Source organism: Rhodopseudomonas palustris (genome assembly GCF_003226555.1).
Lineage (GTDB): Bacteria > Pseudomonadota > Alphaproteobacteria > Rhizobiales > Xanthobacteraceae > Rhodopseudomonas > Rhodopseudomonas palustris_I.
Genome location: NZ_QKQS01000026.1, coordinates 44,046 through 55,793 on the forward strand (window position 1 = coordinate 44,046; position 11,748 = coordinate 55,793).

The 11,748-nt window shown below is 66.4% G+C and carries 12 protein-coding genes; 2 read left to right on the forward strand and 10 right to left on the reverse strand.

The features are described 5' to 3' along the window. Position 1: 1 nt before the first annotated feature. The 6 genes from DNX69_RS20595 to tkt all read right to left on the reverse strand — a co-directional run bounded on the left by DNX69_RS20595 (position 2) and on the right by tkt (position 6,362). A complete protein-coding gene (locus DNX69_RS20595) occupies positions 2 to 1,036 on the reverse strand; it encodes a class I fructose-bisphosphate aldolase (RefSeq protein WP_110787868.1) in 1,035 nt (344 codons plus the stop codon). Positions 1,037 to 1,090: 54 nt separating this feature from the next. Then, positions 1,091 to 1,414, reverse strand: coding sequence for a type II toxin-antitoxin system PemK/MazF family toxin (locus DNX69_RS20600; RefSeq protein ID WP_110787869.1), 324 nt, complete (start codon positions 1,412 to 1,414; stop codon positions 1,091 to 1,093). Then, positions 1,411 to 1,683, reverse strand: a complete 273-nt coding sequence (locus DNX69_RS20605; protein WP_110787870.1) for an antitoxin MazE family protein — start codon at positions 1,681 to 1,683, stop codon at positions 1,411 to 1,413. The genes DNX69_RS20600 and DNX69_RS20605 overlap by 4 nt, the downstream gene beginning before the upstream one ends. A gap of 98 nt (positions 1,684 to 1,781) precedes the next feature. Next, positions 1,782 to 2,978: a phosphoglycerate kinase gene (locus DNX69_RS20610; RefSeq protein WP_110787871.1), complete on the reverse strand. Its 1,197-nt coding sequence runs from the start codon at positions 2,976 to 2,978 to the stop codon at positions 1,782 to 1,784. A 174-nt stretch (positions 2,979 to 3,152) separates the two neighbouring features. Continuing rightward, the gene (gene gap / locus DNX69_RS20615) at positions 3,153 to 4,160 is read right to left on the reverse strand and encodes a type I glyceraldehyde-3-phosphate dehydrogenase (protein WP_110787872.1); all 1,008 of its coding nucleotides are present in this window, start codon (positions 4,158 to 4,160) and stop codon (positions 3,153 to 3,155) included. 216 nt (positions 4,161 to 4,376) lie between these two features. Next, positions 4,377 to 6,362 carry a transketolase gene (gene tkt / locus DNX69_RS20620; RefSeq protein WP_110787873.1) on the reverse strand — a complete coding sequence of 662 codons (1,986 nt, stop codon included), beginning with the start codon at positions 6,360 to 6,362 and terminating at the stop codon, positions 4,377 to 4,379. Positions 6,363 to 6,687: 325 nt separating this feature from the next. On the opposite strand from tkt, the gene DNX69_RS20625 reads away from it, so the two are divergent. Both DNX69_RS20625 and DNX69_RS20630 read left to right on the forward strand, forming a co-directional pair. Continuing rightward, entirely contained in the window at positions 6,688 to 7,032 is a 345-nt protein-coding gene (locus DNX69_RS20625) for a DUF4164 domain-containing protein (protein WP_110787874.1), read from the forward strand. Continuing rightward, positions 7,029 to 7,439 (forward strand): cell division protein ZapA, encoded by a 411-nt coding sequence (locus tag DNX69_RS20630; RefSeq protein ID WP_013500891.1) that lies wholly within the window; start codon positions 7,029 to 7,031, stop codon positions 7,437 to 7,439. The genes DNX69_RS20625 and DNX69_RS20630 overlap by 4 nt, the downstream gene beginning before the upstream one ends. Positions 7,440 to 7,576: 137 nt before the next feature. Here DNX69_RS20630 and DNX69_RS20635 read toward each other — a convergent pair whose 3' ends face one another. Genes DNX69_RS20635 through DNX69_RS20650 form a run of 4 tightly spaced genes read right to left on the reverse strand, consistent with a single transcriptional unit; the run spans position 7,577 to position 11,650 of the window. Next, complete coding sequence (locus DNX69_RS20635; protein ID WP_110787875.1) at positions 7,577 to 8,818, reverse strand: class I SAM-dependent RNA methyltransferase; 1,242 nt, start codon at positions 8,816 to 8,818, stop codon at positions 7,577 to 7,579. Positions 8,819 to 8,864: 46 nt separating this feature from the next. After that, complete coding sequence (locus tag DNX69_RS20640; RefSeq protein ID WP_110787876.1) at positions 8,865 to 10,289, reverse strand: MATE family efflux transporter; 1,425 nt, start codon at positions 10,287 to 10,289, stop codon at positions 8,865 to 8,867. Between the two features lie 54 nt (positions 10,290 to 10,343). Further along, entirely contained in the window at positions 10,344 to 11,084 is a 741-nt protein-coding gene (locus DNX69_RS20645; RefSeq protein ID WP_110788197.1) for a TlyA family RNA methyltransferase, read from the reverse strand. A 2-nt stretch (positions 11,085 to 11,086) separates the two neighbouring features. Beyond that, positions 11,087 to 11,650 carry a nucleoside 2-deoxyribosyltransferase gene (locus tag DNX69_RS20650; protein WP_110787877.1) on the reverse strand — a complete coding sequence of 188 codons (564 nt, stop codon included), beginning with the start codon at positions 11,648 to 11,650 and terminating at the stop codon, positions 11,087 to 11,089. Between the last annotated feature and the right edge of the window lie 98 nt (positions 11,651 to 11,748).

The following is an 11,748-nucleotide window of genomic DNA, read 5'->3' on the forward strand; positions in this document are numbered from 1 at the left end:
CTCAGGCGGCCTTCTTAGTTTCGAGCTCGGCGCTCCACTCGCCCTTGGCGGCGAGCGAATTCATCCGGGCCCGGTGCGTGAACGCGGCTTGACCGGCCGCGACGTTGTCGGCCTTGCCCGACCACGCCTTCTGCGGCGCGGCTTGCAGCGCGCGACCGTAAGAGAAGGTGAGGCCCCAGGGCAGGCCGCCGATCTTGTTCATGGCATCGAGGTGCGCCGTCGCTTCTTCGTCCGACTGGCCGCCGGACAGGAAGGCGATGCCCGGCACCGCCGACGGCACGCAGGCCTTCAGCAGCTTCACGGTCTTCTCGGCGACTTCCTGCACCGACGCCTTCTTAGCTGACTTCTTGCCCGGGACCGCCATGTTGGGCTTCAAGATCATGCCTTCGAGGGCGACGCGCTGGAAGTAGAGTTGCTGGAAGGTTTCCTTCAGCACCCATTCGGTGACGTTGTAGCAGGTGTCGATGTCGTGGGCGCCGTCCATCAGCACCTCCGGCTCGACGATCGGCACGATCTGCGCCTGCTGGCACAGCGCCGCGTAGCGCGCCAGCGCGTGGGCGTTGGTCATGATCGCCGTATGGGTCGGCACGCCGCGGGTGGTGTCGATGTCGATCACCGCGCGCCATTTCGCGAAGCGGGCGCCCTGCTTGTAGTATTTGGCGAGCCGTTCGGCGAGCTTGTCGAGGCCGACCGTGATGGTCTCGCCCGGGCAGTTCGGCAGCGGCTGGGTGCCCTCGTCGACCTTGATGCCGGGAATGCTGCCGGCCTGCTCGATCAGTTTCACCAGCGGGGTGCCGTCGGCGGCGTTCTGCCAGATTGTCTCGTCGTACAGGATCACGCCGGAGACGTAGTCGCTCATCGCTTCCTTGGAGCGGAACAGCATCTCGCGATAGTCGCGGCGGTTGGTCTCGGTCGACTCCACCCCGATCACGTCGAACCGCTTCTTGATCGTCCCCGACGACTCGTCGGCGGCGAGAATGCCCTTGCCGGGCGCGACCATGGCGCGAGCGATCTGGTTCAAGTCAGCGAGGTTCATCGCGTCTCTCCTTTGGCTGTTCTTGTTGAGGTGGGAAGCCGTTCGGACAGCGTCTTAGACAATGCCGAGGAAGATGGCGAGGGCACGATTGACCGCGGCCATGTCGTTGGTCGAGAGGGAACCGATCCGTGGACCGACGCGGCGCCGCGCGACAGCCGTGATCTTATCCAACATGATCTGCGACCGTTGCACGAGGCCGTTATCTGGGGTTGGCTCGACGGGAATGCGGATCGCCGGGACATCGCGGAGCTCAGTGGTAAGAGGCAAAACCGCGAGGGAGGGGACCTCCTCGAAATCGTCCGTTTGCACGACTACGGCCGGCCTCGGCTTGCCGTAGTCGCCCTGCATTGCGACCAAAATGATGTCGCCTCGGGTCACTTCCAGCCTTCTGGGTCGAACCAGTCTTCAATTTCGGCGAGAATCTGCTGTTCGTGGGGATCGTTCTTGAGTAGCAGGCACTGCCGCCTGATCTCAGCCTTGTATTCAGGCGAGTTGTAGTGGTCCGGAACCCAGAGGGTGACCGGCTTCAGCCCCATCCCCTTCATCTTCTCACGGTGACGCCGCACACGTTCGGCGCTGGCGCTGCGCGGCTTGGTGCCGGGCTTTCGGATCTGGGCCTTCGCGGGCTTTTCGACCGGCTTGTCCATCGCAGGTCTCCTCCCTCCGGAGCGTTACATGTAACGCAAGATAGGCTCCGGTGGAGGCGGTCGCAAGCCGGCGCCGCGCGGGGCGCCGGCGGTAAAGATCACTTGACCCGCAGCACTTCCACGCCCGGCAGCGGTTTGCCTTCCATCCATTCCAGGAAGGCGCCGCCGGCGGTCGAGATGTAGGTGAAGTCGTCGGCGACGCCGGCATGGTTGAGCGCCGCGACGGTGTCGCCGCCGCCGGCGACCGATACCAGCTTGCCGGCCTTGGTGCGCTTGGCGGCGTGCTTGGCGGCTTCGACCGTGCCCTTGTCGAACGGCGTCATCTCGAACGCGCCGACCGGGCCGTTCCACACCAGGGTAGCGGCATCGTCGATCGCAGCGTGGATGCGCTCGATCGAGCGCGGGCCGACGTCGAGGATCATGCCATCGGCCGGGATCGCGTCGAGCCCATAGGCGAACGACGGCGCATTGGCCTCGAAGTGATACGCCACGGTGGCGTCCACAGGGAGGATGATGGCGCAGTTGGCGGCTTCGGCCTTGTTCATGATCCGCAGCGCGGTCTCGGCCAGATCCTTTTCGCACAGCGACTTGCCGACCTTGACGCCCTGGGCATGCAGGAAGGTGTTGGCCATGCCGCCGCCGATCACCAGCGCCTGCACCTTGGTGACGAGGTTTTCCAGCAGATCGATCTTGCTCGATACCTTGGCGCCGCCGACGATCGCGATCACCGGCTTGGTCGGCGCTTCCAGCGCCTTGTTCAGCGCGACCAGCTCGGCCTGCATGGTGCGGCCCGCATAGGCCGGCAGCTTGTGCCCGAGGCCTTCAGTGGTGGCGTGGGCGCGGTGCGCGGCCGAGAACGCGTCGTTGACCCAGATGTCACCGAGGTCGGCGAGCTTGGCGACGAAAGCCGGATCGTTCTTTTCTTCCTCGGGATGGAAGCGGGTGTTCTCCAGGCAAAGGATGTCGCCGTCGGCCATCGCGGCGATCGCCTTGGCGGCGGGCTCGCCGATGCAGTCGTCGGCGAAGCCGACCGGCTTCTTGATGACGTCGGCGAGCGCGGCCGCGACCGGCTTCAGCGAATTCTTGTCGTCACGACCCTTCGGCCGGCCGAAATGCGCCAGCAGGATCACTTTGCCGCCCTTGGATGCGATCTCGGTGATGGTCGGCGCCACGCGCTCCAGCCGAGTGGTGTCGGTCACCTTGCCGGCGTCCATCGGCACGTTGAGGTCGACGCGCAGCAGGACGCGTTTGCCTTTGACATCGACGTCGTCGAGGGTGCGGAATGATTTGGTCATGATGAACCCTGTGTGTGGGGCCCATCCTTCGAGACGCCTCGCTGCGCTCGGCTCCCTCAGGATGAGGGTTTCGCAAGCGGCGAGGAGATCATCTCCTCGCGCCATGTCACCATCCTCATGGTGAGGAGCGGGCGAAGCCCGCGTCTCGATCCATGAGTTACGGGTATCAGGTCGTCAGATCAGCTTGCCCATCGCCACGGCGGTGTCGGCCATGCGGTTGGAGAAGCCCCACTCGTTATCGTACCACGACATCACGCGCACCAGCGTGCCGTTCTGCACCTTGGTCTGGTCCATGTGGAAGGTGGACGAGTGCGGATCGTGGTTGAAGTCGATCGAGACGTTCGGCGCGTTGGTGTAGCCGAGGATGCCCTTCAGCTCCTGCTCGGCGGCGCGCTTGATCGCGTCGTTGATCTCTTCCTTGGTGGTGGCCTTCTTGGCGATGACCTTGAGGTCGACCACCGAGACGTTCGGGGTCGGCACGCGGATCGCGACGCCGTCGAGCTTGCCCTTCAGCTCGGGCAGCACCAGGCCGATCGCCTTGGCGGCACCGGTCGAGGTCGGGATCATCGACATCGCCGCGGCGCGGCCGCGGTAGAGATCCTTGTGCATGGTGTCCAGCGTCGGCTGGTCGCCGGTGTAGGCGTGGATCGTGGTCATGAAGCCGGTTTCGATGCCGACGGTGTCGTTGAGCACCTTGGCGACCGGAGCCAGGCAGTTCGTGGTGCACGAGCCGTTGGACACCACCATGTGGTCCTTGGTCAGGGTGTCGTGGTTGACGCCGTACACGATGGTCGCATCTGCGCCGTCCGACGGAGCCGAGACGAGCACGCGCTTGGCGCCGGCCGTCAGCAGCGCCGCAGCCTTGTCGCGGGCGGTGAAGATGCCGGTGCATTCCAGCGCGATATCGACGCCGAGATCCTTGTAGGGCAGCGCCGACGGGTCCTTGATCGCCGTCACCTTGATCTTGCCGCGGCCGGCATCGATGGTGTCGCCGTCGACCTTGACGTCGTGCGGGAAGCGGCCGTGCACCGAGTCGAAGCGAAGCAGATGGGCATTGGTCTCGACCGGGCCGAGATCGTTGATCGCAACGACTTCGATATCCTTACGGCCGGACTCGTAGATCGCCCGCAGAACATTACGGCCGATGCGGCCAAACCCGTTGATCGCGACCCGAACTGCCATCCAACTTCTCCTCGCTGCAGATGATTTTCAATTCTACGACGGGGCGTCCCCCGTACTCTTGCGCGGTTTCATGCCCAAAATACCGAGCGGTTGCAATCCGCTCGTTCATGATTCAGATCAAAGACTTACCGCAGGCGCGGCTCACCTGATGCGGTGAACTGCCGCGCCCGACGAAATTGCGCGATCCTTAATCGCCCGCCGGTGGGCGCCGCGTTATTAGGCGGTGAGCCTGCGCTTAGCGGCGTCCGCCACGGCTTCCGCAGTAATGCCGAAGTGCTTGTAGAGGTCCTTGGCTGGCGCACTGGCGCCGAAGCCGGTCATGCCGACGAAGCCGCCGTCCGGGCCGATCACCGCGTCCCAGCCGAACCGCACCGCGGCTTCGACCGCGACTTTCACCGGCGCATCGCCGATGATTGCCGCGCGGGTCGCGTCGTCCTGCTCCAGCAGCAGGTCGAGTGACGGCACTGACACGACGCGGGCGGCGACGCCCTGCACTTCGAGCAGCTTCTGCGCCGCGACCGCGATCTCGACCTCGGAGCCGGTGGCGAAGATCGAGACCTGCGCCTTGCCCGGCGCCGGGATCAGCTCATAGCCGCCTGTGGTGCAGAGGTTGGCCTCGGAGGTCGCGGTACGCTGCTGCGCGAGGTTCTGCCGCGACAGTGCCAGCACGGTCGGGCCGCTGGTGTTCTCCAGCGCGAGCTGCCAGCACTCGGCGGTCTCCACCGCATCGGCCGGACGGAACACCCGCATGTTCGGCATCGCCCGCAGCGCGGCCAGATGCTCGACCGGCTGATGGGTCGGGCCGTCTTCGCCGAGCCCGATCGAATCGTGGGTCATGATGTAGACCACCGGCACATGAGACAGTGCCGCCACCCGCATCGACGGGCGGGCGTAGTCGGTGAAGCACAGGAAGGTACCGCCCGCGGGCGCGAAGCCGCCGTGCAGCGCGAGGCCGTTCATCGCCGCCGCCATGCCCATCTCGCGGATGCCGTAATGGATGTAGCGGCCGGAGAAATCGTCCGGCGTGACGTCCTTGGCCTGTTTGACGCGGGTATTGTTCGAGGGCGTCAGGTCGGCGGAACCGAGCAGCAATTCCGGCACCACCGGCGTCAGCGCTTCGAGCGCGAGCTCGCTGGCTTTGCGGGTGGCGATGGTCTGCGGTTCGGCGACGAGCTTGTCCTTCAGCGCGCGGATCGTGCCCGCAATCGCCGCCGGCCGCTTGCGGTCGATCACCCGGCGCTTGAATTCGTCGCGCTTGTCCGCCGGCAGGGCGTCGAACCGCGCCAGCCAGTCGGTGCGCGCCGAGGCGCCCTGCTTGCCGACATTGCGCCAGGCGCCGAGCACGTCATCGGGAATCTCGAATGGTCCGTAATCCCAGCCGAGCGCCTTTTTGGCGCCGGCGAGTTCTTTGGCCCCGAGCGGTTCGCCATGAGCCTTCGACGTGCCGGCCTTGTGCGGCGCACCGAACCCGATCGTGGTTTTGCAGGCGATCATGGTCGGCCGGTCGGAGGCCTGGGCCTTTCGGATCGCCTCCGCGATCGCGTTGTGGTCGTGGCCGTCGATCCGGAACGAATTCCAGCCGTGCGCCTGGAAGCGTGCGACCTGGTCGACGTTGTCGGCCAGCGACAGCGGGCCGTCGATCGAGATGCCGTTGTCGTCGTACAGGAAGATCAGCTTCGACAGCTTGAGATGCCCCGCGAGCGCGATCGCCTCGTGGCTGACGCCTTCCATCAGGTCGCCGTCGGAGCACAGCACGTAGGTGTAATGGTCGACGATATCGCCGAATTCGGCCTGCAGCAGCCGCTCCGCCAGCGCAGTGCCGACCGAGGAGGCCACACCCTGGCCGAGCGGGCCGGTGGTGGTTTCGACCGACGAGGTGATGCAGTTCTCCGGGTGGCCCGGAGTCTTGGAGTCGAGCTGGCGGAAGTTCTTGATCTGATCCAGCGTCATCTCCTCGTTGCCGATGAGGTAGAGGAGCGCATAGAGCAGCATCGAGCCGTGGCCGGCCGAGAGGATGAAGCGATCACGATCCGGCCAATGCGGTTCGGCCGCATCGAACTTCAAAAACTGTGTCCACAGTACGGTCGCTACATCCGCGGCGCCCATCGGCAGACCGGGATGGCCGGATTTGGCCTTCTCCACGGCGTCCATCGCCAGCGCCCGGACTGCGTTTGCCATACGGGATTGATCGACCTGCGCCATGATTGATTCCGCCTGAGAATGAGGTTGCCGTTAGTCCGATAGAATCGGACCGTGCCCTGCCTCCATGGCAAGGCGATGAACAGAACAGATGGGGCTGAACAGCCGGGAAGCCAGTCCGCATAGCACCCGATACCGCTACGGCCAACTCGGCGGCCCGGAATCGGGGCCGAAACCGGCGCTTTGCAGTGCATAGTTCTGCGGCAGCGTTGCGCTATGCTTCCTCGCCACGTAAATTTCGCGCTCTAAAGGCTTGTTCAATCGTGGCTTTTGTTGGGGGTCGGCAAGGCCTCGGGTGTGGGAGATTGCGAGGGGTCGCGCAACGAGCATGACGGATCGTCCTGCCCACGGTTCCATCGCTACCGATCAGGCGCCGGCCGAGATCGTCGCCGCCGCGCGTCGCCTTGCCGCGGCGCTCGAAGCGCTGGAAAGCGCGGTGGAACGCCGTGCCGAGGCCGATCGCGACGAGGACGAGCTGGCGTCGCGGATTCAGGCGCTCGGCGCCGATCGGTCACGCCTCGCCGACGAGCTCGACGGTGCGCTGGTGCGCAGCCGCAAGCTGGAGCGGGTCAACCGCGAGATCGCGCAGCGGCTCGATTCGGCCATCGACACCATCCGCCAGGTGCTCGACACCGAAGCGGGCGATCCCCAGCCGGCCGAGGAGGAGTCATGAGCTCGAGCGACTCCGCTGGATCCGCCAACCACGTCAGCGTCACCATCAACGGCCGGCAATACCGGATGGCCTGCGAGCCGGGCCAGGAACCGCAACTGCTCGGGCTCGCTGAGAATCTGGAGACTCGGATTCAGAGCCTGCGCGGCCGGTTCGGCGAAATAGGCGATGCGCGGCTCACCGTGATGGCCGCACTGATGATGGCCGACGAACTGCTCGACGCTCACGGCCGCATCGCCGCTCTGCAGCAGGAAGTGGAAGCACTGCGCAACGATCGTGCGGCTTCGCTCGACCGCACCGTGACCACCAACCGCGCCGTCGCCGCCGCACTGAACAGCGCCGCCGAACGCATCGAACGCACCACCCAGGTCCTCAACCGCACCATCGGCGGCGGCATCGCGATCGGGTAGTTGTTACTCCGTCATTCCGGGGCACGCGCAGAGCGCGTGAACCCGGAATCCCGACATGTTGGAAATGCCGGCTGCGCAACAGCTCCAGATTCCGGGTTCGCGAACTGCGTTCGCGCCCCGGAATGACGCTGTGAGAGTTACTTCTTTCGAAAACTCGCCACCAGCTCGACATGCGGCGTGTACTTGAACTGATCGACCGGAGTCACACGCTCCAGCTTGAAGCCGCCGTCGATCAGCAGCTTGGCGTCGCGGGCGAAGGTGGTGGCGTTGCACGACACTGCGATCACCAGCGGCACCCGGCTGGCCGCGAGCTGTGCTACCTGCGCTTGCGCGCCCTGGCGCGGCGGATCGAACAGCACGGCGTCGAAGTCGCGCAGTTCGGGCGGTGCCAGCGGACGGCGAAACAGGTCGCGCGCTTCCGCCTTCACGGGCTTCAGCCCCGGCGTTCCCGGTGCGGCTTTCTGCAGCGCCGTGACCGCCGGCGCATCGCTGTCACAGGCGAACACCCGCGCTTTCTCGGCAAGGCGCAGCGCGAACGGGCCGACGCCGCAGAACAGATCCGCGACCTGCTTGGCGCGGCCGAGATGTGCCATCGCCAGCTCCGCCAGCGTCTGTTCGCCGAGCGCGGTCGCCTGCAGGAACGCCCCCGGCGGCAGCGTCACCTTGGCTTTGCCGATCGTCACCACCGGCGGCCGGCGCAGCAGAACTAATTCGCCATGCCGGGTCAGCCGCGCGAGCCTATGCTGCTCGGCGAGCTGCGACAGCAAGGTGATCATCTTCGGCGGCAGCGGCCCGGAGCCGCGTACGTCGATATCGAGCCCGTTCTCGGTGGCGGTGACTTGAATGTCGAGCGGCTTGCCGACCGGCGTCAGCGCTTCGGCCAACGCCCAGGCCGCTTCCAGCGCGCCGCCGAGCGCCGGATCGAGGATCGGGCAGTGATCGATACCGATGATCTCGTGACTTGCGGTGGCGCTGAAGCCGACTTTGAGGATGTCGTGCGTGCCGCGGCGGGCGTGCAGCGTGATGCGGCGGCGTCCGGCGCCGTGAGCATCGATCAGCGGGTCGACCGCAACGTCGATTCCCGCCTGGGTCAGCGTCTCGACGACCAAATTGCGCTTCCACGCCCGATACGGCTCGTCGTGCAGATGCTGGATCGCGCAGCCGCCGCATACGCCGAAATGCGGACAGAACGGCGCGACCCGATCGGCGCTCGGCACCTCGACACGCAGCAGCTTGCGGCGATCGGGATGGCCTTGCACCGCCTCGACGTCGACGGTTTCGCCGGGCAGCGCGAACGGCACGTAGATCGCGCTGCCTTGCGACAGGCTGACGCCGTCGCCACGGTGGCCGAGCTGATCGATCGTCAGGGTCTGGATCATAGCGATGCGATAGTCTCCAGCCGGCAGGCCGTAAAGCCGGAACTGATCAGGCGGCGACGGCGGCTGCCATCGAATCGCGGGTCAGCCGGTGGAAGCGCCACATCAGCAGCGCGGCGTAGACGATGAGGCCGATCGCCAGCCCGATCCAGACCCCGAACGGGCCGAGCTGGGTGTGGAAGCCGAGCACCCAGCAGAACGGAAAGCCGATCAGCCAGAACCCGAGCACCGCAAACAGCAGTGGTATCTTGGTGTCGTTGCGGCCGCGCAGCGCACCGTTGGCGACGACTTGCAGGCCGTCGGCGATGAAGAAGCTGGCGCCGACGATCAGCAGCGATGCGGTGAGTGCCGCGGTCGCTGCCGCTGTCTCCGACTCGCCGAGAAACAGATACGGGATTTGATGCCGGGTCAGCGCTACCAGCAGCGTCATCGCGGCCATGAACACGAAGCCGAGGCCGATCGCCGCAAAGCCGGCGCGCCGCGCACCCGGCGGGTCGCCGCGACCGACCGCGTGGCCGACCCGCACCGTGGCGGCAACCGAAATCCCCATCGGCACCATGAACATGATCGCCGCGACCTGCAGGGCGATCTGGTGGGCCGCGAGCGCGGTGGTGCCGAACAAGCCCATCAGCAACGCCGCCGCACCGAACACGCCGTATTCCAGCACAGAGGCGCCCGAGATCGGCAGGCCGAGTTGCAACAGCCGTCGCATCAGCTCGCCGTCGAACCGGAATAGTTCGCCGAATACCTGGTACTTACGGAACGGCCGCATCGTCACGCAAACCACGGCGGCGGCGGCGCACATCGCCCAGGACACGATCGTGGTGGCAAGGCCGGCGCCGAAGATCTCCAGCCGCGGCAGGCCGAGCGAGCCGTGGATCAGCACATAGGCGAGGCCGAGATTGATCGGGATTGCGGTCAGCATGATCCACAGCGCCGGCTCGGGCCGGTTCACCGCGCCCATGAAGCCGCGCAGCGCGATGAACAGCCAGCCCGGCACCAGTGACCATGCCAACCCGTCGAGATAATCGCCGGCGAGGCGCGACGTCGTTGCGTCCTGGCCGAGCGCGACCAGCAATTCCTCGCCGTACAGCTGGCCGAGCGTCAGCGGGACGCCGGCGATCACACCCGCCCACAGCCCGACGCGGAGCGACGCCCGCACCTGCCGCGGCGCGCGGGCACCGAACGCCTGTGCGGCCAGCGGTGTCACCGCGGAGACCAGACCGAGGCCCATCGTAAAGGTCGAGAACAGCACGATATGCGCCAGCGCCGCCGCGGCCACGGCGGTGTCACCGAGCCGGCCGATCAACGCCAGATCGGTGGTCATCATCGCGATCTGGCCGAGCTGGGTCAGCGCCATCGGCCACGCGAGCCACAGCGTCTCGATCAGCTCTGTTCGCCACGCAGACGACTTCGCCGGCGCAAGCGCGCCGGCGGCGATGTTGGAACCTGGTGCGGTCATGGCGCGCACCATAACCGAAGTTACGGCCGGAGTAAGACTTTGGTTCCGGCGGCGTGCTGCGGCGTTTCAGCCGCGCCGGGCGCCGAGAAAGAACTCGACATTGCCGTCGCCGCCAGCGATCGACGAGGCAAAGACTTCGATGTCGCAGCAGCCGAGCGAGGCCGCGAAGGCGGTGACGTCGTTGCACACGGCGCGATGCACCTTGGCGTCGCGGACGATGCCGCGCTTCGAGGGAGCCTCGAACTGCGGCTTGATCAGCGCCAGGAGACTCATCGGCGCCGCGGCGAGCGACAGCGCAGCTGGCAGCACCTGCTTCAGCGAGATGAAGCTGGCATCGATCACCACGACGTCCGGCCGCTGCGGCAGCCGTGTGCCTTCCAGCTTGCGGATGTCGGTCTCCTCCATCGAGACGATCTTGGGATGGCCGCGCAGCGAGGCGTGAAGCTGATCGCGGCCGACATCGACCGCGAACACCAGTGCAGCGCCGTGCGCCAGCAGCACCTCGGTGAACCCGCCGGTGGAGGAGCCGACGTCGAGGCAGACGTGATCCTCGATCGGAATCGGATAGCGCTCCAGCGCCCCGGCGAGCTTGACGCCGCCGCGCGACACCCAGGGATGCGCCGGCTGCGCTTCGAGCTCAGCGTTGAGGGCGATCGGTTCAGAGACTTTGGTGACCGGCTTGCCGTCGGCGAAGACGAGACCGGCCTCGATCGCCGCCTGCGCCCGCGCGCGGCTGTCGAACAGCCCGCGTTCGACCAGCACGACGTCGGCGCGCTTCCGGGACGGGGCATCGGGTGACTTCGCCATCGTCAGCGCGCCTGTTTCGGCCCCAGCCGCTGCGCCGCGATCCGGACGCATGCGGTGAAGCTGCCGAGATCATGCCATGGATCGGCCGGCGCAGCGCGCGGTGTCACCAGCGGCGCGCCGTGCAGATCGAGGCAATGGATCAGCATCAGATTGTCGGCGAGGCCGAAATCCTCGACCGCAAGGCCGTCGGCGCCGATCAGCAGGCCGGCGCGGCTCTCGACGGTCTCGAACTGCTTGACCCGCGCGACATAGTTCGCCGGATCGTTCGAATAGCCGAGCACCAGCTTGCCGCGTCCGGCCATGTAGCCGAGTTCGTACACCGTGCCGGCGTCGGCACTGGGGCCGCGGAACGGCGTCAGATTGGCGATGATGGCGTCGGCCTCATTCATCATCGCCTCGTTGCCGCGGAAGATCTGCAGAGAAGCATCGTGTGCGGCGAGCGCCACCGCATTGTCGAGCGGAAACAGCCCGGTCAAGCCGTAGTCCGCGCACAGCTCGGCTTTGCGCCGCCCGATCTCGAGCGCATCGGGCAGGAAGACGTCGGGGCCGGCGAGATAGATCTTCATGGGTGGGTGATTTTTACCTCTCCCCGCGCGCGGGGAGAGGTCGGAATTGGCGCGTCAGCGCGAATTCCGGGTGAGGGGGCGTCTCAACGAGTCTGAGC

Coding starts and splice junctions, on each gene's coding strand:
- DNX69_RS20595 (WP_110787868.1), bottom strand. CDS start 1,036: ATGAACCTCGCTGACTTGAACCAGATCGCTCGCGCCATGGTCGCGCCC.
- DNX69_RS20605 (WP_110787870.1), bottom strand. CDS start 1,683: ATGGACAAGCCGGTCGAAAAGCCCGCGAAGGCCCAGATCCGAAAGCCC.
- DNX69_RS20610 (WP_110787871.1), bottom strand. CDS start 2,978: ATGACCAAATCATTCCGCACCCTCGACGACGTCGATGTCAAAGGCAAA.
- gap (WP_110787872.1), bottom strand. CDS start 4,160: ATGGCAGTTCGGGTCGCGATCAACGGGTTTGGCCGCATCGGCCGTAAT.
- tkt (WP_110787873.1), bottom strand. CDS start 6,362: ATGGCGCAGGTCGATCAATCCCGTATGGCAAACGCAGTCCGGGCGCTG.
- DNX69_RS20625 (WP_110787874.1), top strand. CDS start 6,688: ATGACGGATCGTCCTGCCCACGGTTCCATCGCTACCGATCAGGCGCCG.
- DNX69_RS20630 (WP_013500891.1), top strand. CDS start 7,029: ATGAGCTCGAGCGACTCCGCTGGATCCGCCAACCACGTCAGCGTCACC.
- DNX69_RS20635 (WP_110787875.1), bottom strand. CDS start 8,818: ATGATCCAGACCCTGACGATCGATCAGCTCGGCCACCGTGGCGACGGC.
- DNX69_RS20640 (WP_110787876.1), bottom strand. CDS start 10,289: ATGGTGCGCGCCATGACCGCACCAGGTTCCAACATCGCCGCCGGCGCG.
- DNX69_RS20645 (WP_110788197.1), bottom strand. CDS start 11,084: ATGGCGAAGTCACCCGATGCCCCGTCCCGGAAGCGCGCCGACGTCGTG.
- DNX69_RS20650 (WP_110787877.1), bottom strand. CDS start 11,650: ATGAAGATCTATCTCGCCGGCCCCGACGTCTTCCTGCCCGATGCGCTC.